The organism is Parapedobacter sp. GCM10030251, assembly GCF_042666505.1.
GTDB lineage: Bacteria > Bacteroidota > Bacteroidia > Sphingobacteriales > Sphingobacteriaceae > Parapedobacter.
Genome location: NZ_JBHTDN010000001.1, coordinates 1,174,336 through 1,195,415 on the forward strand (window position 1 = coordinate 1,174,336; position 21,080 = coordinate 1,195,415).

Consider the following 21,080-nt stretch of genomic DNA (forward strand, 5'->3'; position numbering starts at 1 on the left):
ACAGGAAGTCAACTTTATAATCTTTAATACATGGCCAATATTCTGTTGGTAGAGGACGATACAACATTTGCAACCATACTCGAAAACTTTTTGAGGAAAAAGGGATTTGATGTAACGGCAACATACAGTGTAAAAAGCGGCATTGAGGCACTCAAGCGCCATACCTTTCACCTGATTTTATTGGATTACCGGCTGGGCGACGGGATAGGACTGGACGTTGTTGATGCCCTCCGTGCCGAGGGCAAGACGGTTCCATCCATTATCATGACCAGCTTCAACGATGTGCGCACAGCGGTGAAAGCCATCCGTCAGGGGGTTTTTGATTACATTACCAAACCGGTTAATCCGGATGAATTGCTCATGGTCGTGAATGAGGCGCTGGAAGGTAAATCCGTCGAACGGGAACGCCCCGCCCTGCGAAAAGCAGCAAGCAGCGTGTCCAACACCGAGGAAGCCGACTACGTAGAAGGCAACAGTACGGCGGCCCGCAAACTTCACGAGTACATTGCGTTGGTCGCGCCTACGGACATGTCCGTATTGATCCGCGGAGAGAGCGGAACCGGTAAGGAATACGTGGCGCGTTCGATCCACCGGATGAGTAAACGGGCAGATAAGCCATTCGTATCGATTGATTGCGGTACGCTATCGAAAGAACTGGCTTCCAGCGAATTATTTGGCCACATAAAAGGCTCTTTTACCGGCGCACTTAGCGATAAAACGGGGCAGTTCGTAGAAGCCTCGGGGGGCACACTTTTCTTGGATGAAATAGGTAATCTGTCCTACGATGTACAGGTTAAATTGCTCCGGGCGCTGCAGGAAAAAGTCATCCAACCCGTAGGGGCAAATAAAACAATCAGTGTCGATGTACGGGTCATCGCGGCAACCAATGAAGACTTACTCGGATCAGGTAAATTTCGTGAGGACCTCTATCACCGCATCAATGAATTTGAAATCATCGTACCGGCGCTCCGTGACAGAAGAGCCGATTTCCAGCAATTTGTAAACTTTTTTATAAGTAAAGCAAATACAGAACTTGGCAGACAAGTCGTGGAATTAGCCGACGAAGTGACCGAAATTTTCAATGCCTACGATTGGCCGGGCAACCTCAGGGAATTGAAAAATGTGGTTAAACGGATGGTGCTGCTCTCGCCAGGCAGCCGGGCGGAAATTTCTGCGCTCCCCGAAGAAATGGTGTTTGCCATCAAAAACGCGGATAGCTCCCCAACCACCGCACCATCTTCCGATAACCCTGACCTACGCTTACACAGTGAGGCTCATGAACGCAAGTTGATTATGGATGTATTGCAGAAGGCCAAGTACAACAAAAGTAAAGCGGCCCAGATGTTAAATATCGACCGGAAAACTTTATACAATAAGATGGAAAAATATGGCATTGAGTGAGTGTCATCTTATTGAATTATTCGCAACAAACAATTAAAATTATTGAATGAATTTCAATAAATAATTATTATTTTTGCGGCCAATTAAACAGCATACTCCTTTCAGCTGAAAAATGAACACGAGAGATCGTGAGGTTAACAAATAAGCGTATATGAAACATAATTTTGGAGCGGGACCGTGCATATTACCCCAGGAAGTCTTCCAGGAAGCTTCTCAAGCGGTACTGAATTTCAATGACACGGGGTTATCTATTCTGGAAATTTCGCATCGGAGCAAAGAGTTTGAAGCGGTAATGGCCGAGACAGAACGCCTCGTACGCGAATTGCTCTCCGTACCCCAAGGATATTCCATCTTATTTTTGCAGGGAGGGGCCAGCACTCAGTTTGCCATGGTACCGATGAACTTACTCCCCAACGGCGGTAAAGCAGCTTATCTGGACACCGGAACATGGGCCAGTAAAGCCATTAAGGAGGCAAAGAAAATCGGAGATGTGGCGGTTATCGCGTCTTCTGCCGACGCTAATTATACTTATGTACCGAAGAATTATGAAGTACCCGCAGATGCTGCGTATTTCCATTATACATCCAACAACACCATTTTTGGTACGGAGGTTTTTGAAACACCACAAAGCAGCATTCCGTTGGTTTCTGATATGTCTTCGGACATCCTCAGCCGGAAAATCAATGTAGCCGACTACGGTCTGATCTACGCGGGCGCTCAAAAAAATATGGGACCGGCAGGGGCGACGCTCGTGATCGTTAAAGATGAATTATTGGGAAAAACCGGTCGTACCTTACCGACCATTTTCGATTACCAGCCTCATATCGCCGCCGGTTCAATGTACAACACGCCCCCGGTGTTCTCTATCTATGTATCGATGCTTAACCTCCGTTGGCTTAAAAACAAGGGCGGGGTGGAAGTGATTGAGCAGGAGAACATCATCAAGGCCCGTACACTTTATGACGAAATTGACAGAAATCCGCTATTCAAGGGTACAGCGGTCCAGGAAGATCGTTCGCGGATGAATGTAACGTTCGTCACCGAACAAAAAGCGCATGAAGCAGCGTTCCTCGAATTGGCAAAGGAGCGAGGATTGATCGGCCTGAAAGGACACCGGAGCGTGGGAGGATTTAGAGCATCCATTTACAACGCCTTGAGTATTTCCGGCGTCAATGCATTGGTTGATGCGATGCAGGAATTTGAAGAAAAGAATTCGTAAATAAAAGATGTGAGACGCTCACATCTCACATGTCACATCTAAAACAAAATGAAAATACTAGCAAACGATGGAATAGATCCTTTGGGAAAACAACTGCTTGAGGGCGCCGGCTTTTCCGTGGATACCGATCACATACCTCAGGAAGAATTGCCTACTCGGCTGCAGGCATACGATGCGATTACGGTACGTAGCGCAACCAAAGTACGGGCCGCATTGATCGACGCATGCCCAAACCTGAAACTTATTGGCAGGGGTGGGGTAGGTATGGATAATATCGATGTTGAGTACGCTCGTTCGAAGGGAATTGCGGTTATCAATACACCGGCGGCTTCTTCGCTGTCCGTAGCCGAATTGGTTTTTGCACACCTGCTAGGCGGCGTCAGATTTTTATATGACGCACAACGTAAAATGCCCGTAGAAGGGGGTACGAATTTCGGCGGACTTAAAAAAGCTTATGCCAAGGGAGTCGAGTTACGCGGAAAAACACTTGGTGTTGTCGGCTTCGGGCGGATCGGCCGCGAAACCGCTAAAGTCGGATTGGGATTGGGAATGGACGTCATCGTAAGTGACCTGTTTGAGGCTCCCAAGAGCCTTCCACTGACCTTATCCGGAGGCATTACCGTGGATGTTCCGATTCAGCAGGTCGAAATTGCCGACTTGTTGGAACGTGCTGATTTTATTTCACTGCATGTACCCTTTACCGATAAACCGATCATCGGACGGGAAGAATTCGCCCGACTAAAAACGGGAGTCGGAATTGTCAATGCGTCACGCGGAGGTGTAATCGACGAATTAGCGCTGCTCGAGGCGCTTGATAGCGGAAAAGTCGCCTTTGCAGGCTTGGACGTGTTCGACAATGAGCCTACCCCGAGAACGGAGCTGCTTACCCATCCCAAGGTGTCGTTAACCCCGCATATCGGTGCGGCGACCAACGAAGCGCAGGAACGCATTGGCGAAGAATTGGCCAATCTGATTATCGAACACCTAAAGAAATAGGGAAAAGAAGGCGATGAAAGTATTAAAATTTGGGGGAACATCGGTAGGGAGTGCCGAACGAATCAAGGCATTGCTGGATATCATCCGTCCCCAAGAACGCCAAATCGTTGTGTTGTCTGCGGTGGCGGGCACAACAAATGCACTGGTCGAGATTTCACAGGCCTTTACCGAAGGGGATAAAGATCGGGCTTCCGCATTGATCCAAGCATTACACGATCGCTACCGGTCATTGATCGGCGAACTTTTCACCACCGAAGAGGGGATTCGGAATGGAAGGGAATTGATTGAATACCATTTCAATCTCATTGATTCTTTCTCCAACCAACTCTTCACGCCTATCGAAGAGAAGATCATCCTTGCACAGGGGGAGTTGATCTCGACCACGCTTTTCCATTTTCACCTTACCGAGCTGGGCATCCGTTCGAAACTGCTTCCGGCGCTCGATTTCATGAAAATCGATGAGGACAACGAACCGAAAATCGATTTTATCCGCGAAAACTTAACAGAACTACTGCTTCAGTCAAGCGACCATAACTTATTTATTACCCAAGGTTATATATGTCGAAACGCTTTCGGCGAAATTGACAACTTGCGGCGGGGAGGAAGCGACTATACGGCTTCATTGATCGGTGCAGCCATCGGTGCCGATGAAATCCAGATTTGGACGGACATTGACGGCATGCACAATAATGACCCCCGTATTGTAAAGGGCACCAGCCCCATTGCGAACCTCAGTTTTAACGAAGCGGCAGAATTGGCCTATTTCGGCGCAAAAATCCTACACCCGCAAAGTGTTTTCCCTGCCCAACGTTACAACGTGCCTGTGCGCCTGCTGAACACCATGGAACCCCAAGCTTCCGGTACACTGATCAATCAAGAAGGTGCTGCCAAAGGCATTGTACGTTCAATCGCGGCCAAGGATGGCATCACAGCCATTCGTATCCAGTCGTCACGGATGCTGCTTGCTTACGGCTTCTTACGGCGGGTATTTGAAGTTTTTGAGCGCTACAAAACACCGATCGACATGATCACCACATCAGAAGTGGCGATATCATTGACCATCGATGACACGAAGTACCTGGCGGATATTGAACAAGAATTGAAAGACTTCGGATCGGTTGAAATTGACCGCGACCAAACCATTGTGTGCGTGGTGGGCGACTTCGGTGTGAATACCCACGGTTATGCTGCGCGCGTGCTGGATGCCGTAAAGCACATTCCCATCCGGATGATTTCTTATGGCGGCAGTAACTATAACATATCCATGCTGTTGCAGACCGAACACAAGGTGGAAGCCTTGCGATCGTTGCATAACAGGCTTTTTTAACGCAAACAGGAAACTGACTATGTTTGATCGCAAACAACTGGTTAACGCTATTTCCCAGCAGGAAACGCCGGTTTACTACTATGATCTTTCGCTCATGCAGCAGACATTGAAGACCGCCAAGCGGGCTGCCGATGTGCACAGCTTCCACGTACACTATGCGTTAAAGGCTAACTTCAACGAACGGATACTCAAACTGATACGGGATGCCGGCATCGGCGCGGATTGTGTGAGCGGCAATGAGGTCAGGAAGGCAATCGAAATCGGCTTCCATCCCAGCGATATCGTATTCGCGGGCGTCGGTAAATCCGATAGGGAAATCAGGGACGCGCTCAGCCACGATATTTTTGCATTTAACGTTGAATCCATACAGGAGTTGAAGGTTATAAATACGTTGGCGGCAGCCCAGGGAGTGAAAGCCCGGGTTGCCTTGCGCATTAATCCCAACGTGGATGCACAAACCCACCATTACATTACTACCGGATTGGATGAAAACAAATTTGGCATTGCCCATTGGCAACTGGGCGATGCCGTGGAAACCCTCAGCCAGTCCGAACATCTCGAATTAATTGGTATTCATTTCCATATCGGCTCGCAAATTACGGATTTGAATGTATTTAAAAGCTTGTGTGTTAAGGTCAACGAGCTTAATAACTGGTTTGATGAGCGGGGCTTCCGGCTGCGTGTGCTGAACGTAGGGGGCGGACTGGGTGTTGATTACCACGAGCCCGACGCTCACCCGATTCCGGATTTTTCGGCTTATTTCTCCGTGTTTGCCGATTTTCTCGAACGCAAACCCGGGCAGGAGGTGCACTTTGAATTGGGGAGAGCCCTGGTGTCGCAATGCGGCAGCTTAATCAGCCGCGTGTTGTATGTAAAACATGGCCTCAAAAAGAACTTTCTGATCCTGGATGCCGGGATGACCGAATTGATGCGACCGGCATTATACCAAGCCTACCATCAGATCGAAAAGCTGGATACCGGTGAGGGCACGGGGCACGATGCCGAACTACAACGTTACGATGTTGTGGGACCTATCTGTGAAAGCAGTGATTGCTTTGGCAAGGAAGTGTTGCTTCCCAGTTGTGAGCGCGGCGACCTGATTGCGATCCGGACAGCGGGAGCATATGGCGAAGTGATGGCTTCCCGTTACAACTTGCGGGATGAAATACGCTACCTATACAGTTCGGCGCCGGTTGACGTTTCTGCCGATTAACCGTCAATTATTGCTGATTACCGTAAGCATTTCCGCCGTATTGCGTACGCCCAGTTTGTGAAGGATATTCTTCCGGTGCGTCATCACGGTATGGATAGATAAAAAAAGAATGTCGGCAATTTCCTGGTTGGTATGGCCGTTCCGTACCAATTGGATGATCTCCTGCTCACGGCGGGATAATTTAAATTTGTTTACAAACCGGTCTTCAAAGAGAGGATCCTCCGACAGAGACGACTTCGTCGGATGATCGTAATCATAGCGGTTTTCTCCGGCTGATATGGTTTTGATCGCATCGATAAGATGCTGCGCATCCGAGTCTTTATGTAAGTACCCATTTATATCCAATTCCCGGCATTTTGCGTAGATGGTCTCATCTGCATACATGCTCAAGACCACGATTTTCACGGCGTTACATTGATTCCGCAAAATCCGGATGGTATCCGGGCCATTTAACACGGGCATATTCAAATCGACCAATACCAAGTCTACCTTGTTGTTCTTTAAATATTCGACCAATTCTTTGCCATTGGTGCAAATTTTGGATACCGATAAATCGGGGTCCGATTGCAAAATCGAAGCAATGCCCTCAGACATTAATTTGTGATCATCGGCGATGGCAATCGTTATCATTTGGTTAGTTTTCAGCGAAACGTATCAACTTTGCGGAATCCGGAGCATTATTTCCGTACCAACACCTAAACGCGACGTAATCTTGATATCACCGCCGATAAGTTTTACGCGGTCATATATGTTAATCAACCCCGATCCAAGGTGTCCAGCAGTGGTTTCAAAGCCTATGCCATCATCCGTTACAGACAATAAGCAGCTCCCTTCTTCCGTCAACAGTTTGACAAAGATATGTTTTGCTTCGGCATGTTTCAAGATATTACTGATACATTCTTGAAAAATACGACTGATCATCAATTTAGACTGCATTTTTACGGGTTCACAGGTTCCGGTACTTTCAAATGAGGTTTTCACGAAACCGGACTTATGGACCTTATTAAGTTCCTGCTCGATAAAATCATTAAGCGAATATTGCTCTACACGATTGATATTGAGATCCTGCGACAGCGAGCGGATATCGAGAATTGCCTGATCGATCAGTTGGGGAATGTCTGCCTTATGGCGCATCTCCGGCCGCGATAGATAAAGCTTGATCAACGACAGCACCTGTCCAACGTTGTCGTGCAGTTCCTGGCCGACATACTTGAGGGTTTCCTCGCGAATTTCGACCTTGGCTTTCAGGACTGCCTGTTCATATTCCGTAATCAGCCGTTGCTGTTCACGGATGTTTCGGATCTTCCGCTTCTGGTAAACGATGACCATCACGAACATAAAGACCCCTATCAAAGCAAGTATCAGGCTCCCAAACAGAACCGCAATAACCACCTCAACATTCGATGCATTCATGTCTCACAATCGCCTTATGAATCCTCGTCGGTTGATCGATGCAGTAACATGCCAGCAATATACATGGAATATAAAAGGAATGCAAATACACGCATCATCACGCTTCCGACATATTCATTGTTAATGACAAAGTAGTTCCAGAAGATGATTGTCAAAGTGCTGCTTAGGTAAAAGAAAAATATGCTGGTAATAACCCAAAATGAAGCGTTCCGCACGGGGTTGATGTTTTCCACGCGATCATCGGCAACAATTTCATGAAAATACAGCAAGCTATATACGATCAATGACACCGACATGGCTGTCCGCGAATACGTCATCAGGAATGAAACGTCCTGAATGAAAAGCAAATTGACGACGAAGAAAAGCAGGTTCAGAGCCGTGCCAACGAAAATCACTTTCCGTTTGGCAGGGTTCCGGATGACGCCATGGTATAACATGCCAAAATACAGAACGTTTATGGGCAGCGTGATATTAAATATGAAGTGGTTGGATGCATGGGCAGTAAACACAAAGGAATACAGCGATGCGATGAGTTGGTAAAGGAATTGAAACAGCAGGAAATAGGGGAAAAGCTTCAGAACGGGCAATTCCAGATTTTTCCGGCTGTAAAAACCAATCACCGCACCCAACAGGATCAGTCCCAGCAGGACGATAGTAGCAGCATTCATAGGCTGGCTCGATGTTAGCCGAGATTACAGCATATGTCCTTTAGAGGGCGATGGGGGAGGACACAGGTCCAATTCATCCGCCGGTAGTCCGGCTTGGGAAGGGGCAATCGGCAAAATTACCGATCCGATTTTACCGCCATCTACTGCAACACGTTCCACTTTGTCGGGCATATTCAGGCAATCGGTACTGTTTTCCATGGTCGGATTGTCCGGGTCATCTGATCGTGTCGCCACCATCACCACGGTATGTGCTTTTTTATGGTCAGGCTTTTTCAGGGGGAAACCGGGATAATCATCGGCAATGGCGTAATAGAACCGGATACCGTCGGCCTTGTTGATGGTCATCAGTTCCAGCAGCGCTTCCTTGCTGACCCAAAATGAGCGGGGCTCCTCAACTTTTTTTCCTAATTCCTTGGTGCGCTTTTTCGCTGCCGGTTCAGATCGTTGCTTTTTGTAGGCATTCACCATTTGCTGTGCCAATTCGACGGGAATGAGGTTCAGTTTACTTTTTTTGGGATGGATTGAATCTTTCATAACATAGTTTTTTTCATGCTAAATTTTAGAACGTTACAAACATCCATAAAAACAGTAGCATGGGCAATACACCAAAATGGGTATTTTAAATGCGTTTTTCAAACAGCTATTTACGCAGCTCCCGATTCAAAGACGCCGTCAATTTGCCATTGGGCTGAGTTAAGCGACGCTTGCACGGCGAGTTGATCGCAACGCTCGTTTTCCGGATGGCCTGCATGTCCTTTTACCCAAACGAATCGTACGCGGTGCAGCTTATAAACCTGAAGAAAACGCATCCAGAGGTCTTTATTTTTTTTTCCGGCAAACCCTTTTCGCATCCAACCGTGTACCCAGCCTTTCTCAACCGCGTCGATGACATATTTGGAATCTGAAAAAACCGTTACTTCCTCGCCGGGTTTCCGTAATGCTTCCAGTCCGGTAATTACGGCAAGTAGCTCCATCCGGTTGTTCGTGGTCTTCCGGAAACCTTGGGATATTTCTTTGTAATGCGGACCGGATCTCAGGATGACACCATAACCACCCGGTCCGGGATTGCCGCTCGAAGCGCCATCGGTATACAGCTCGATCATGGTTGGCAAAGGTAAGCCATTCCCAGGTAAATCCTTAGGTAATTATTCGGGAAATTGGTTATTTTGTACCATGAAACATATTGTTGTATTTACCGGAGCAGGCATATCAGCGGAAAGCGGACTCAAAACTTTCCGGGGTTCGGATGGGCTTTGGGAAGGATACCGGGTGGAGGATGTGGCCACCCCGGAAGCTTGGAAGCGCGACCCCGAACGGGTGCAACATTTCTATAACGTCCGGCGGAAGGCGGTGCTGGAAGCGAAACCAAACGCTGCGCATCTGGCATTGGTAGCGCTTGAGGATAAATACCGGGTAACGATCGTTACGCAAAATATAGACGACTTACACGAACGGGCGGGATCAAGCCGGGTACTGCATCTCCATGGACTGATTACGAAGGCTCAGTCCGACATAAACCCATCCCTGACCTATCCCATAGCAGGGAGCGAAATCCGGATGGGTGAATGTTGCGAACTGGGTAGCCAACTGCGCCCGCACGTCGTTTGGTTCGGCGAGCCGGTACCGGCAATGGGCACGGCAATCGGCATCTGCCGTCAGGCAGATATTTTTATCGTTGTGGGCACATCGCTGCAGGTATATCCGGCGGCCGGTTTACTTGATGAAATACCAGTTCGCGCGGCGAAGTATTTTATAGACCCACAGGCGTCGACGCTATCCCGCCTATCTGACGTGACCTGCGTCGACGATAAAGCAACGGTTGCCGTCCCGATACTCGTGGAAAAGTTGATGGCCTAAGGCCTGCTCAGAACTCATGGCGTTTGTAGGCGCTGATAAAGGATTGCCGCATCTCCTCGAAGCGCCGGGAAACCGAGGCTGTAAACTCGTCATCGATCAGCTGGAACACGCCATTGACTCCATCGATAACGTCTGCTTCCGCGATCTTATACACCTGTTCAAGCGTTCCCTGTTCGAATTTTACGATAAATTTCTGGTTCATCGCAAAAATCGTTATTTTGAAGTCGGGGTGGGGGAGTTCCGCTACCGTTCTCATACCAGTCCTTGCGCCCGCATTGCAGTAGCCACTTTCACAAAACCACCGATATTGGCGCCTTTTAAATAGTTTATCCGGCCATTTTTATTCCTACCGTAATGCGAGCAGGTATCGTGGATATCGTGCATGATCTTTTTGAGTTTGCTGTCGACTTTTTCAGCAGGCCATTGCTGACCGATGCGGTTCTGGGACATCTCAAGCCCTGATACCGCAACGCCGCCGGCGTTTGCGGCCTTCCCGGGCGCAAATAAGATGTTGGCTTTTCCAATCTCCCTGACCGCTTCTTCGGTACAGGGCATATTAGCCCCCTCAGCGATACAGAAACAACCGTTTGCTATAAGCTGCTTAGCATCTTCCTCGTCGAGTTCATTCTGAGTAGCGCAGGGGAGGGCGATATCACATTGGAATTGCCAGGGCTTTTTCCCCGCATGGAACTCCGCCGCATAGCGCTTCGTGTATTCCTGAAGATTCCGTTTGAGTGAATTTACATAGTCCAGCTTTTCAACGGTAAAGCCATTCTCATCGTAAATGGTACCTGTACTATTTGAAACGGTAATCACTTTGGCGCCGAGGGAAATGGCCTTCAACGCGGCGTAATACGCCACATTTCCTGCACCTGAAATGGCCACGGTTTTGCCCTTTAGCGAATCCTCGACCTCGTACAGCATGCGCTCAACGAAGTAAAGCAGTCCAAAGCCGGTGGCTTCCGGACGGATGAAGCTGCCCGCCCAAGTCGGCCCTTTGCCGGTAAGTACACCGGTAAAATTGTTCTGCAGCCGTTTATACTGACCAAATAAATAGCCGATCTCACGTTCTCCGACGCCAATATCTCCGGCAGGCACGTCGGTCTCGGCACCGATATGCCGGTATAATTCGGTCATGAAGCTCTGGCAAAAACGCATGATTTCGTTATCCGACTTGCCTTTGGGATCAAAATCTGCACCACCTTTGCCGGCACCAAGCGGCAAACCCGTAAGGCTATTTTTGAACGTCTGTTCGAATGCGAGGAATTTCAAAATACTGAGATTCACCGTTGGCGAAAAACGCAATCCGCCTTTGTATGGCCCCAAAGCACTATTCATCTGCACACGGTAACCCCGGTTTACTTGTATGTTGTTTTGATCATCCTGCCAAACCACCCGGAAAGAGATGGTCCGTTCGGGCTCAACCATCCGTTCAAGTAATTTCAAATTGATAAACTCCGGGGCATTTTTTTCGATATATGGAACGACGTCATCAGCTATTTCCCTGACCGCTTGCAAAAACTCGGGTTGATTGGGATTGCGTGCGGCGACCTCTTCGATAAACGAATGTAAATAATTAGGCATGCGTTAAAAATTTAATACAAGTTTCGCGGCGAATTTATAAAATTTTTAAGAGAATTTAGATTTTATTGTCTTATTATCAAAAAAAAGTGACATCTAGACGATTTGAAAGCAAATTTCAGATTGTACGGATTTCAGATTGTACGGATTCCAGATTGTACGGATTCCAGATTGTACGGATTCCAGATTGTACGGATTCCAGATTGTACGGATTCCAGATTGTATAATTGACGTTATGTTAAATAGTATTTCACGGGAAGAATCCTAATGGCTCTTTCCCTGTCTAATTATATTGTTTGTGCTTTTGTCAATCGATCGATTCGGTGATCATCAACGCGGCCACCGTCAGGTTATTCCGCAGATCGATAAGAATCGCGCCACCGTTTGCTTTGTTAGCTTTATAGCTGTCGAACGCAAGCGGATCGGCCGACTTAAACTGAACCTTGCCGATGTCGTTTAATCCGAGTTCCGTGGCTGTCGATTGTTGGAGTGTTTCGATGTCCACACGGTAAACAACATCTTGGATCTTAACCTTTGTCGTTTTGCCGTGCTGCTGAAGCAAATAAAATTGATTCATATCCAGCGGTTTGGTATCCATCCAGCAAATTTCGGCCTCAAAACGCTGCGAAACTGCCGGCTGTTGGCCTTCTTTTACCAACATGTCTCCCCTGCTGATGTCGATGTCGTCCGTCAGATGCACCACTACCGAAGCACCTTCTTCAGCAACCTCTAAATCCTTTGAAGCCAGCTCGATACGGTTTACGGTGCTACTGAATCCGGAAGGCAGTGCCACCACCCGGTCGCCTACTGACAAGGTACCGCCTACCACACGCCCTGCGTAGCCCCGGTAATCGGGCAGCTCCGGAGTCTGCGGGCGGATCACCCATTGCACGGGAAAACGGGCCTGTTTGTTTTCGGTCGAATGGTCGATTGTTACCGTTTCCAGGAAGTCCAGCAACGGCTTTCCCGTATACCAGGGAATGGTTGCAGATTTCGAGGCAATGTTGTCCCCTTTGAGTGCACTCACGGGGATGTAATCGACCTGCTTGATACGTAGGTTTTGGGTAAGGCGCTCATAGTCTGCCCTGATTTTATCGAACACGGCCTGATCGTAATCTACCATGTCCATTTTATTTACGCATACCAACACATTGGGAATTCCCAGTAAGGAAACGATAAACGAATGCCTACGGGTCTGTTCCACCACGCCTTTCCGCGCATCGATCAGGATGATGGCCAAATCGGAATTAGAGGCACCGGTTACCATGTTACGCGTATACTGAATGTGCCCCGGCGCATCCGCAATAATGAATTTGCGTTTCGCCGTATGGAAATACTTATAAGCGACGTCGATCGTGATTCCCTGCTCCCGCTCCGCTTTCAAGCCGTCGGTCAATATCGCTAAATCCAACGTGCCATCGTTATTCTTGCGGTTCGCGCGCTGTATAGCTTCGAGCTGATCGTCCAGCACCGAATTCGTATCGTACAGTAACCGGCCGATCAACGTACTCTTTCCATCGTCCACGCTTCCCGCGGTAATAAATTTTAATAGATCCATGTTTTTATTTTCACTAGTTCACTAGTTTGCACATTCACTTATTCACTTCAAAAATACCCGCCCTTCTTGCGGTCCTCCATCGCGGCTTCCGAAACCTTGTCATCCATTCGGGCGCCACGCTCGCTGATCTTTGACAAGCGGATCTCTTCGATGATGTCATCGATGTGGTACGCTTCGGAAGGCACCGCGGCGGTACAGGTCATGTCCCCTACCGTCCGGAATCGTACTTTTCGGTATTCCACCACGTCTTCGTGGTCGATGTTCAGAAACTCGGCAGCAGCCATCAATTGCCCGTTCCGGGTAATGACGTCGCGTTCGTGAGAGAAATAAATAGAAGGCAACTTAATGTTTTCCCTCCGGATGTAATTCCACACATCCAGTTCCGTCCAGTTACTGATGGGAAATACGCGTACGTTTTCGCCTTTGTGGATACGCCCGTTATAGATATTCCACAATTCCGGTCGTTGCCTTTTGGGATCCCATTGGCCAAACTCATCGCGCACCGAGAAAATACGTTCTTTGGCCCGGGCCTTTTCCTCATCCCGACGCGCACCGCCGATACACGCATCAAAACCGTGTTCAGCGATAGTATCCAGCAACGTGACGGTTTGAAGCGGGTTCCGGCTGGCATTTTTCCCCTTTTGTTCAACCACCTTTCCCGCGTCGATGCTATCTTGTACATAACCGACAATTAAGGGCTCACCCAATCTCGCTACCAATTCGTCACGGAATGCAATGGTTTCGGGGAAATTGTGGCCCGTGTCAATATGTACCAGCGGGAATGGAAATTTACCGGGCCGGAACGCTTTCTCCGCCAGGTGAACCAGCGTGATCGAATCTTTTCCCCCGGAAAAAAGCAGAGCCGGCTTTTCAAATTGACCTGCCACCTCCCGAAGGATGTATATCGCCTCTGCCTCTAAATGGTCTAAATAATCCATATGTGTTGTTTGTTGCTTTTTTGCCATCGTTTGTCGGCTTTGGCAAATGCCGTCAGCCGTCTACTTGGATTTTAGTTAACTTGTAACGATCAACGAATTCTCGTAATGTTATATCTTCTTGTAAGGATGTATTTCCTGCAAACAAATTAGGTAGCGTGTAATCCGCATTCTTTCTTACTGGTATCTTCCCACCACCAGCGCCCCGCCCGGAAGTCCTCTCCTTCCCTTACGGCGCGTGTACAGGGTGCGCAGCCAATACTCGGAAATCCCTTGTCGTGCAGCGGGTTATACGGGACATGGTGGGCCTTTGCATAGTCCCAAACCTCTTCCAGCGACCAATCGTAAATGGGATGGAATTTAATTAACTGATTGCCCTGATCCCATTCTACCTGCGCCATGCCCTGTCTGTTATCCGATTGTTCCGCGCGGATGCCCGTAATCCAGCATTCGGCGCCGGCCAATGCCCGCTGCAAGGGTTCAATTTTCCGGATACGGCAGCATTCCTTCCGGTTCTCAACCGACTCATAAAAGCTCGAGGGCCCTTTCTGGCTGATCAGTTGTTGCACTGCGTGCGTATCGGGAAAATACGCCTCGATGTCCTTTTTATAGATTTCCAATGTCCGGTTCCACACATAATACGTTTCCGGAAACAACCGGCCGGTTTCCAGCGTAAAGACCTTTATCGGTAAATCATTACTGAAAATAATATGAGTAATAACCTGATCTTCAATACCGAAACTTGTTGAAAACACAATCTTCCCTGGAAACCTGTCGGCCAGGGCTGTCAGTACCTCGACCGTATTTTTTCCGTGGACCAGTGCATTTATTTCATCTGTTAACACGTTCATATTTTTTCTTTTGATAGCAGCGAAGCCGTATGCGCATTCAACGCCTTAACTTTGTCGTTGAAGTCGCCCTTCAGCAAATCCCGTAACTGGCTCATGTAGGTCAGTGTTTCGTCGATTTCTTCCGGCAGTGCATCGTTCAGCAGTTCCTTTATTCTTTTGGCAATGGTGGGCGACTTGCCATTCGTCGAGATACCCAGTTTCAGATTTCCCTTTTTCACGATCGATCCCAGGTAAAAATCGCATAGATCCGGTTTATCGGCCACATTGATCAACAAATGACGTTTGCGGCATTCGGTCCGGATATGCGTATTCAGTTGTGGATTGTTGGATGCCACGACCACCAGGTCGACATCGTTGAGATCCGGATCTTCAAAAGCACGTTCCAGCAACCGAACCCCGGGGTAGTCGGCAACGTATGCACGCACATCGTTGCTGATCTCGCGGGCAACCACCGTCACCGTTGCTTTCGGGCTGTTCTCCAGCAATGCCGTCAGTTTCTCCAGCCCCACTTTCCCGCCACCTACAAGCAGCACATGCAATTCGTTCAACTGCAGGAAAACGGGAAACAACGGATTGCCTGTCACTTCTTTCATACCGCCACCGCGTTGGACGGTTCCAACGCAAATTGTTTATGTTTAGCCACCACCTCGCCGATGATGATTACTGCCGGCGCACCGATCGCCTGCTCTTTAACCTGATCCACAATTGTGTCCACGGTACCCAACGCAATTTTTTCATTGGGCAATGAACCATTCTGGATAACGGCTATGGGTAGTTTTCCCTTATCCGCTTCCTGGTACACCTGCACAATTTCCGCCAATTTATTCAGTCCCATGAGCACCACGACGGTCGCCGCTGTCTGCGCCGCCGTGTAAATATCGTTGGAAATGGAACCCGTTGTGGTAGCGCCGGTGATCACCCAGAAACTCTCGCTGACACCCCGATACGTCAAGGGGATTCCCTGCAATCCCGCCAATGCAATGGAACTGGATATGCCTGGTACGACCGACGTCGGAATATGATGCTGCGCCGCATATTCGAGTTCCTCGCCACCCCTTCCGAAAACAAACGGATCACCTCCCTTTAACCGAACAACGTGTCCGTGCGAGCGGGCGAAATTAACCATCATCTGATTAATCTCCAATTGGCTGTAAGCATGGCGGTTTGCCCGTTTGCCCACAAATACGCGAACGGCGTCCTTTGGGATATAGTCAAGCAATGCATCGTCGACCAATGCATCGTAAAGTACGACATCGGCCGTTGACAGTGCCTTCAGCCCTTTGAGACTGATTAAATCCGTATCCCCCGGCCCTGCTCCTACTAACGTTATTTTGGGATAAGCGTTCATTTCTTATTCGTTTGTTGTTATTGCCCTAAACCGCTTTGCGGCTCTTAACCATTGACCTCGGCGGTAACCGATCGCTTCGCCGCAACGGTTTGATAGAAATCGATCGCGCCTGCAAGGTATTCACGGGCGAATGCCTCAGAAGGTTCGTGTTTGTTGATTTCCAGCACCCGGCTTTCAAAACCACCGGATAACAGGAACTCGCCCGGCTCCACAAAATTCTTATCAAAGTCCCGGATAATAGCTATCTGCGTGCTGCTGTGGACCCCTTTGTCAAGCAATAAAGCCTTTGCGGTACTTATGTATACGGCGTAAGCGTGATAAATCGCATCAGCATATGCTCCAGCCTGGTAACTTTCGTTTGCCCACCCCAGTTTTTCCTCCGCCTCGAAAAGTAACACAGCAACCAGGTCGATGACTACGCCTGCGCACTCGCCCACACCGATTGCCTGTTCGTAGGTCTCCTGGTGGCCCCAATCGACAAATTCATCTTCCACCAGCGTAGTAAGGTCCGCTAGCGGTTTCAGCATGCGGTAAAAATAGTCTTTTGTCTGCCGGTCAAAGTAATCATGAAAGCGCTCGTCCGACGTGGAGTTAGCCAGGTAATCGTCCAGAAGTAACCGTACGGCAGCCACTATGCGCTTCGAAGGCACCTTAATCACCCGTTCAGCCACACGTCCCAGTCCGTCGCCCAATACACCGCCTCCCAGCATGATCTGGGCAGCAGGAACCACTTTACCAGCAGCCTTCAGCGAACTGCCGTGTATTCCGATGTTGGCAATCCCATGCTGTCCGCATGAATTCATGCAGCCGCTTATTTTGATTTTCAGTTCCCGGTCATAAACCAGATCTTCATACTCATTGTATATCAACGATTCGAGCACCCTCGCCATCTCGGTACTGTTGGAAATACCAAGGTTACACGTATCGGTGCCCGGACAGGTGGTCACATCGGCTACGCTGTCAAAACCAGGTTTGGCAAAACCTATTTCTTTCAATACATTGTATATATGCGGAAGGGATTCTTCACGCGCAAATTTCAGTAGCAGCCCCTGATTTTGTGTAATCCGTACTTCATCAGCTACGTGTCCGCGGATACCTGCGATCAACACACGCGCATCTTTGGTGGGCATATCACCGGTTGGCACCTTTACATAAACGGCATAAAAACCGGCTTGCTTTTGTTCCCAGGTATTGGTTTTTTTCCAGACTTCATAAGCGATCGGGTCTGACACAGACGCCGCCTCAATCGGACTTAATGCCGGCGGCTCCGGTTGGGGCACCGCATCCCGGTCGATCTCGAACGTCTTTACCTTGCTCGCGATCTGTTCTTCATCGATCAACCGTTTTACCTCATCCAACCCAAATTTTTGGATCAGGTATTTAAAACGGGCTTTATTCCGATTATTCCGTTCGCCGTAGCGGTCGAATACCCGGAGTACACTTTCCGAATAGGGAATAAGTTGATCCTCGGGAAGAAACTCATGTACCAGGTGCCCTGCCATCGGCTGCGCCCCGAGCCCGCCGCCCAATATGACCCGGAATCCGCGTTCTTCAACGCCGTTCACCGTCCGCACTTTGGGAATAAAGCCGAGGTCCTGCCCAAAAGCGAAGGCGGTATCCCGCGTACTGGAGGAGAATCCGAACTTGAATTTCCGGCCCAGTTCCTGGCAGATCGGATTACGTAAGAAATAAGAAAATGTCGCATGTGCATAGGGCGATACATCGAACGGTTCTTCCGGATCGATGCCCGCTTGCGGAGAAGCCGTTACATTACGCACCGTATTACCGCAGGCTTCACGGATGGTGATATCATCCTGGGCCAGTTTCGCCCACAGTTCAGGTGTACGATCCAGACTTACGAAGTGGATCTGGATGTCCTGCCGGGTGGTAAAATGCAAATTCCGGATTGCGTACTCGTCCGAAATATCCGAAATGCGCAGCAATTGCTTAAACGTTGCTTTACCAAAAGGCAGTTTGATCCGCACCATCTGAACACCGGGCTGGCGTTGTCCATAAATTCCCCGGGCCAAACGCAGGCTCTTGAATTTATCTTCCACCATGGTCCCTTCCCGATACGCCCGGATTTTGCGTTCGAGCTCGATGATTTCCTTCTCAACAACCGGATTTTCCAGTTCCGTTCTGAAACTCTGCATGAATGTTGTTTAGTTATATTTTAAAACAATAAAACCTCCCTAACATGTTAGCGGAGGCCGTTATATCTTACCGTTAGCGGAAGCGCATCCCAACAGCCATCCTTTATTCGAGGGGCATGCAACCATACATTTTTCGCTCGTTCGTTTGCTTCACGGGGCAAATATACGTAAAGTATATAGAAATAGTAGAATAAAATATAAAATTGATAATCACCGCCCCCGACGCGTTATTTCTGGCTATCGCGTGTCGGTATACACCATGTTGACTCCGGTAACTTTTTGCAACCGTTCCAATACGGCGTTCACCCGCAGGCGACGGATTTCCAACTCCAATGCACAACGATTATCGAACGCCTGATTCAGGACCCCCAAGTTTTCCTCTTTTACGATGCGCATCACGTCGTTCATTTGTTCGTAGCCGAACGACACACGATACACGTCATTTGTAGTTAATTCTACGACTTCGGCGGCATTCAATGCCTCCACCGTGGCCGTTTTATACGCATGGATCAGTCCAGGCACCCCGAGTAACGTCCCCCCGAAATAACGTACCACTACCACGAGGATATTGGTAAGATCGTAAGACAGTAAGGTGTTGAGAATGGGCCGCCCAGCCGTGCCTGACGGTTCCCCGTCGTCATTGATCCGGAATACCGAGCGGTCGGGCGTGAGCCGGTAGGCCCAGCAATGGTGCCGCGCTTTGGGGTGTTCGGATTTCAAGGCGGCTACCCGTTCCTTCACCTGATCTTCGCCGCGCAATGGATAGGCATAGGCAATGAATTTGCTGCCTTTGTCTCTATATATTCCTTCACTCGGAGAAGTGATAGTCTTGTAAGTGTCTTCAAATAAACTCACAGATACGCGATCATCAGTACTGATATTACGGCCAAAATTATCCCTATTTTGTTGATAAATGATAACTTTTCCTTAAAAAGAAAAATTCCAATAAGGGCTCCTAGCGCGATGACGCCCACATTCATTCCCGTAAAGACGATGGAGGGATTGTCCGGCAGGGCGCGGTGTGCCCGCATGTAAAACAGGATGTTGCCAAAGTTGAATCCACCCAATACAATACCCCAACAGATTGCGGGCACAGAGAAACGCTTCTTCGCCACGGTGACCTGATATGCCAGGTAGCTGAACGCCACGATCATCGCCAAAACAAAAACCATCAGCATCGACGTTGTGTAAGGCACATCGGAATGTTGGGCAACGTGCTTGAATAAGATATCAACAATGCCGTATCCAAAGAATACAATTGCCGGGTATAGCCACACGCCATGGTTCAGGCCGTGTTGATTTTTGCCCTTATGCCAACCAATGCTACATAGAATGCCGACGACACCGACGGCTACGCCCATAAGCTTGGTGGATTCAGGTGTCTCACCAAACAGCAAAAACGCCGCTATTAGCGAAATAAACAGCGATAGCCGTTGTGCTACTTCCGTACGGACGATTCCGGCATAGCGGATCGAAGCACCAAGTGCCACAAATATGCCAGGTAACAAGATAGCCAGCGTACCGTATAACCCGAATGGCGCGTCGGCTACGACTGAGGGCGTCCATACCGGGCGGAGAAAAAACCATGTACATAACACCGCCACTGGATAATTCCAAACAATGATCTGGGAGGTGTCGATCCCATAACGCCGCGCCAATTTCAGGATCACGGAGACCGTGACACTGCATATGACGCTGAAAAGTACATATATCATGGTACTTGACTTAACAGACCTATACGGGCAGCAAACCCGCATACACGCTGTCGGAAACTTCGCCCGTTTCCACATTCATGAAGGCCATGTACGCGTGGCAAACCGTTGCCTTCCGATAGCCCAGGAAGCGAAGTGCCAACGCTCCCTTGCATGCATACGCGCTTGCGCCACAGATTTCATAATAGACCACCGATTCGGTGGTATTATAGGCCAGTAATAACGTCCGGGCATTTCCTAACCGCGCACCGGCGCCTGGTAATTCCCACGCAAAATGCAGGGTATCTTCCACCACGGAAATACGCGCATTGACCGGCGGACTCAGAGGGCCCGCACTGAATCGGAAAGCCGTTGGGTCAACCGAAAATTCACCATCCTTTTCAACGATTGCGTGCCGCATGTTATGAGACATCGCTACGTTATGACCTGTCTTTGGCGGAGCATAGTTTCCGAAGCCGATCCGTACCAGTTGTTTCAAGGGTCGCAGCCAATCCTGCATTAACTTGAACTTGGTCCGCTGTATAACCTGCACCGGACTTGGAGTACGTCCACGCTTGGGCGTCCGTGGTAGCGAACGCGCCCGGTTCTGACCCTTGACCTGATAAAAAACCACATTGCCCAATCGGCCGGTTACCGGCCCGTTTACCCCATCTGTCAATATCGCCATATTACGCTTTCGTTGTTCAAAATTTACACCAAATTTATTGATAAATTTTAAATAAATGTTATATTATTTTGATTTTACTTTTAGTTTATTCGGTTAACTTCCGAATAAACTCCGAACGAAATCCGAATAAACCTCGATTAAATATAAAGTAAATCATGGGATTTTCATAAGTATAAATGAG

Annotated in this window: 22 protein-coding genes; 6 read left to right on the top strand and 16 right to left on the bottom strand. The window is 48.8% G+C overall.

What is annotated here, in order from left to right; translation table 11 throughout:
- Positions 1-30 precede the first annotated feature (30 nt).
- The 5 genes from ACFQRK_RS05205 (at position 31) to lysA (ending at position 6,156) form a co-directional block, all read left to right on the top strand.
- The gene (locus ACFQRK_RS05205) at positions 31-1,401 is read left to right on the top strand and encodes a sigma-54-dependent transcriptional regulator (protein ID WP_379004342.1); all 1,371 of its coding nucleotides are present in this window, start codon (positions 31-33) and stop codon (positions 1,399-1,401) included.
- Between the two features lie 151 nt (positions 1,402-1,552).
- Positions 1,553-2,620, top strand: coding sequence for a 3-phosphoserine/phosphohydroxythreonine transaminase (gene serC, locus ACFQRK_RS05210; protein ID WP_379004345.1), 1,068 nt, complete (start codon positions 1,553-1,555; stop codon positions 2,618-2,620).
- 48 nt (positions 2,621-2,668) lie between these two features.
- Positions 2,669-3,616, top strand: coding sequence for a D-2-hydroxyacid dehydrogenase (locus tag ACFQRK_RS05215; protein WP_379004346.1), 948 nt, complete (start codon positions 2,669-2,671; stop codon positions 3,614-3,616).
- Positions 3,617-3,629: 13 nt separating this feature from the next.
- On the top strand, positions 3,630-4,943 hold the full coding sequence (locus tag ACFQRK_RS05220; RefSeq protein WP_379004349.1) for an aspartate kinase: 1,314 nt from the start codon (positions 3,630-3,632) through the stop codon (positions 4,941-4,943).
- A gap of 19 nt (positions 4,944-4,962) precedes the next feature.
- Entirely contained in the window at positions 4,963-6,156 is a 1,194-nt protein-coding gene (gene lysA, locus ACFQRK_RS05225) for a diaminopimelate decarboxylase (RefSeq protein ID WP_379004350.1), read from the top strand.
- Positions 6,157-6,159: 3 nt separating this feature from the next.
- Here the strand turns inward: lysA and ACFQRK_RS05230 are convergent, their stop codons facing one another.
- The 5 genes from ACFQRK_RS05230 to rnhA all read right to left on the bottom strand — a co-directional run bounded on the left by ACFQRK_RS05230 (position 6,160) and on the right by rnhA (position 9,340).
- Positions 6,160-6,786 (bottom strand): response regulator, encoded by a 627-nt coding sequence (locus tag ACFQRK_RS05230; RefSeq protein ID WP_379004351.1) that lies wholly within the window; start codon positions 6,784-6,786, stop codon positions 6,160-6,162.
- Between the two features lie 24 nt (positions 6,787-6,810).
- Positions 6,811-7,569: a sensor histidine kinase gene (locus ACFQRK_RS05235; protein WP_379004353.1), complete on the bottom strand. Its 759-nt coding sequence runs from the start codon at positions 7,567-7,569 to the stop codon at positions 6,811-6,813.
- Positions 7,570-7,583: 14 nt separating this feature from the next.
- Entirely contained in the window at positions 7,584-8,237 is a 654-nt protein-coding gene (locus tag ACFQRK_RS05240) for a hypothetical protein (RefSeq protein WP_379004354.1), read from the bottom strand.
- Positions 8,238-8,261: 24 nt separating this feature from the next.
- Positions 8,262-8,771, bottom strand: a complete 510-nt coding sequence (locus ACFQRK_RS05245; RefSeq protein ID WP_379004356.1) for a hypothetical protein — start codon at positions 8,769-8,771, stop codon at positions 8,262-8,264.
- Positions 8,772-8,881: 110 nt separating this feature from the next.
- Positions 8,882-9,340, bottom strand: a complete 459-nt coding sequence (rnhA, locus tag ACFQRK_RS05250) for a ribonuclease HI (protein WP_379004357.1) — start codon at positions 9,338-9,340, stop codon at positions 8,882-8,884.
- Positions 9,341-9,410: 70 nt separating this feature from the next.
- Here rnhA and ACFQRK_RS05255 point away from each other — a divergent pair, with 70 nt between their 5' ends.
- Positions 9,411-10,094: an NAD-dependent deacetylase gene (locus ACFQRK_RS05255; RefSeq protein WP_379004359.1), complete on the top strand. Its 684-nt coding sequence runs from the start codon at positions 9,411-9,413 to the stop codon at positions 10,092-10,094.
- Between the two features lie 7 nt (positions 10,095-10,101).
- Here ACFQRK_RS05255 and ACFQRK_RS05260 read toward each other — a convergent pair whose 3' ends face one another.
- The 11 genes from ACFQRK_RS05260 to ACFQRK_RS05310 all read right to left on the bottom strand — a co-directional run bounded on the left by ACFQRK_RS05260 (position 10,102) and on the right by ACFQRK_RS05310 (position 20,899).
- Complete coding sequence (locus tag ACFQRK_RS05260; protein WP_379004361.1) at positions 10,102-10,296, bottom strand: hypothetical protein; 195 nt, start codon at positions 10,294-10,296, stop codon at positions 10,102-10,104.
- A gap of 50 nt (positions 10,297-10,346) precedes the next feature.
- Positions 10,347-11,678 (bottom strand): NADP-specific glutamate dehydrogenase, encoded by a 1,332-nt coding sequence (gene gdhA / locus ACFQRK_RS05265; protein ID WP_379004364.1) that lies wholly within the window; start codon positions 11,676-11,678, stop codon positions 10,347-10,349.
- A 304-nt stretch (positions 11,679-11,982) separates the two neighbouring features.
- The gene (locus tag ACFQRK_RS05270) at positions 11,983-13,233 is read right to left on the bottom strand and encodes a sulfate adenylyltransferase subunit 1 (protein ID WP_379004365.1); all 1,251 of its coding nucleotides are present in this window, start codon (positions 13,231-13,233) and stop codon (positions 11,983-11,985) included.
- A 47-nt stretch (positions 13,234-13,280) separates the two neighbouring features.
- A complete protein-coding gene (cysD, locus tag ACFQRK_RS05275) occupies positions 13,281-14,219 on the bottom strand; it encodes a sulfate adenylyltransferase subunit CysD (protein ID WP_379004651.1) in 939 nt (312 codons plus the stop codon).
- Positions 14,220-14,317: 98 nt separating this feature from the next.
- Entirely contained in the window at positions 14,318-15,019 is a 702-nt protein-coding gene (locus ACFQRK_RS05280; RefSeq protein ID WP_379004367.1) for a phosphoadenylyl-sulfate reductase, read from the bottom strand.
- Entirely contained in the window at positions 15,016-15,612 is a 597-nt protein-coding gene (locus ACFQRK_RS05285; protein ID WP_379004369.1) for a bifunctional precorrin-2 dehydrogenase/sirohydrochlorin ferrochelatase, read from the bottom strand. Before ACFQRK_RS05285 ends, ACFQRK_RS05280 begins: the two co-directional genes overlap by 4 nt.
- Positions 15,609-16,367, bottom strand: a complete 759-nt coding sequence (cobA, locus tag ACFQRK_RS05290) for a uroporphyrinogen-III C-methyltransferase (protein ID WP_379004371.1) — start codon at positions 16,365-16,367, stop codon at positions 15,609-15,611. The genes ACFQRK_RS05285 and cobA overlap by 4 nt, the downstream gene beginning before the upstream one ends.
- Before the next feature lie 44 nt (positions 16,368-16,411).
- Positions 16,412-18,520 (bottom strand): nitrite reductase, encoded by a 2,109-nt coding sequence (locus tag ACFQRK_RS05295; RefSeq protein ID WP_379004372.1) that lies wholly within the window; start codon positions 18,518-18,520, stop codon positions 16,412-16,414.
- 237 nt (positions 18,521-18,757) lie between these two features.
- A complete protein-coding gene (locus ACFQRK_RS05300) occupies positions 18,758-19,375 on the bottom strand; it encodes an IMPACT family protein (RefSeq protein WP_379004374.1) in 618 nt (205 codons plus the stop codon).
- Positions 19,372-20,235: an EamA/RhaT family transporter gene (locus ACFQRK_RS05305; protein WP_379004376.1), complete on the bottom strand. Its 864-nt coding sequence runs from the start codon at positions 20,233-20,235 to the stop codon at positions 19,372-19,374. The genes ACFQRK_RS05300 and ACFQRK_RS05305 overlap by 4 nt, the downstream gene beginning before the upstream one ends.
- 19 nt (positions 20,236-20,254) lie before the next feature.
- Positions 20,255-20,899, bottom strand: coding sequence for a DUF6266 family protein (locus tag ACFQRK_RS05310; RefSeq protein ID WP_379004378.1), 645 nt, complete (start codon positions 20,897-20,899; stop codon positions 20,255-20,257).
- Positions 20,900-21,080: the final 181 nt, after the last annotated feature.

What these genes read in the sequence shown, in the direction of transcription:
- ACFQRK_RS05205 (WP_379004342.1), top strand. Translation starts at nt 31, where the DNA reads ATGGCCAATATTCTGTTGGTAGAGGACGATACAACATTTGCAACCATA.
- serC (WP_379004345.1), top strand. Translation starts at nt 1,553, where the DNA reads ATGAAACATAATTTTGGAGCGGGACCGTGCATATTACCCCAGGAAGTC.
- ACFQRK_RS05215 (WP_379004346.1), top strand. Translation starts at nt 2,669, where the DNA reads ATGAAAATACTAGCAAACGATGGAATAGATCCTTTGGGAAAACAACTG.
- ACFQRK_RS05220 (WP_379004349.1), top strand. Translation starts at nt 3,630, where the DNA reads ATGAAAGTATTAAAATTTGGGGGAACATCGGTAGGGAGTGCCGAACGA.
- lysA (WP_379004350.1), top strand. Translation starts at nt 4,963, where the DNA reads ATGTTTGATCGCAAACAACTGGTTAACGCTATTTCCCAGCAGGAAACG.
- ACFQRK_RS05230 (WP_379004351.1), bottom strand. Translation starts at nt 6,786, where the DNA reads ATGATAACGATTGCCATCGCCGATGATCACAAATTAATGTCTGAGGGC.
- ACFQRK_RS05235 (WP_379004353.1), bottom strand. Translation starts at nt 7,569, where the DNA reads ATGAATGCATCGAATGTTGAGGTGGTTATTGCGGTTCTGTTTGGGAGC.
- ACFQRK_RS05240 (WP_379004354.1), bottom strand. Translation starts at nt 8,237, where the DNA reads ATGAATGCTGCTACTATCGTCCTGCTGGGACTGATCCTGTTGGGTGCG.
- ACFQRK_RS05245 (WP_379004356.1), bottom strand. Translation starts at nt 8,771, where the DNA reads ATGAAAGATTCAATCCATCCCAAAAAAAGTAAACTGAACCTCATTCCC.
- rnhA (WP_379004357.1), bottom strand. Translation starts at nt 9,340, where the DNA reads ATGATCGAGCTGTATACCGATGGCGCTTCGAGCGGCAATCCCGGACCG.
- ACFQRK_RS05255 (WP_379004359.1), top strand. Translation starts at nt 9,411, where the DNA reads ATGAAACATATTGTTGTATTTACCGGAGCAGGCATATCAGCGGAAAGC.
- ACFQRK_RS05260 (WP_379004361.1), bottom strand. Translation starts at nt 10,296, where the DNA reads ATGAACCAGAAATTTATCGTAAAATTCGAACAGGGAACGCTTGAACAG.
- gdhA (WP_379004364.1), bottom strand. Translation starts at nt 11,678, where the DNA reads ATGCCTAATTATTTACATTCGTTTATCGAAGAGGTCGCCGCACGCAAT.
- ACFQRK_RS05270 (WP_379004365.1), bottom strand. Translation starts at nt 13,233, where the DNA reads ATGGATCTATTAAAATTTATTACCGCGGGAAGCGTGGACGATGGAAAG.
- ACFQRK_RS05280 (WP_379004367.1), bottom strand. Translation starts at nt 15,019, where the DNA reads ATGAACGTGTTAACAGATGAAATAAATGCACTGGTCCACGGAAAAAAT.
- ACFQRK_RS05285 (WP_379004369.1), bottom strand. Translation starts at nt 15,612, where the DNA reads ATGAAAGAAGTGACAGGCAATCCGTTGTTTCCCGTTTTCCTGCAGTTG.
- cobA (WP_379004371.1), bottom strand. Translation starts at nt 16,367, where the DNA reads ATGAACGCTTATCCCAAAATAACGTTAGTAGGAGCAGGGCCGGGGGAT.
- ACFQRK_RS05295 (WP_379004372.1), bottom strand. Translation starts at nt 18,520, where the DNA reads ATGCAGAGTTTCAGAACGGAACTGGAAAATCCGGTTGTTGAGAAGGAA.
- ACFQRK_RS05305 (WP_379004376.1), bottom strand. Translation starts at nt 20,235, where the DNA reads ATGATATATGTACTTTTCAGCGTCATATGCAGTGTCACGGTCTCCGTG.
- ACFQRK_RS05310 (WP_379004378.1), bottom strand. Translation starts at nt 20,899, where the DNA reads ATGGCGATATTGACAGATGGGGTAAACGGGCCGGTAACCGGCCGATTG.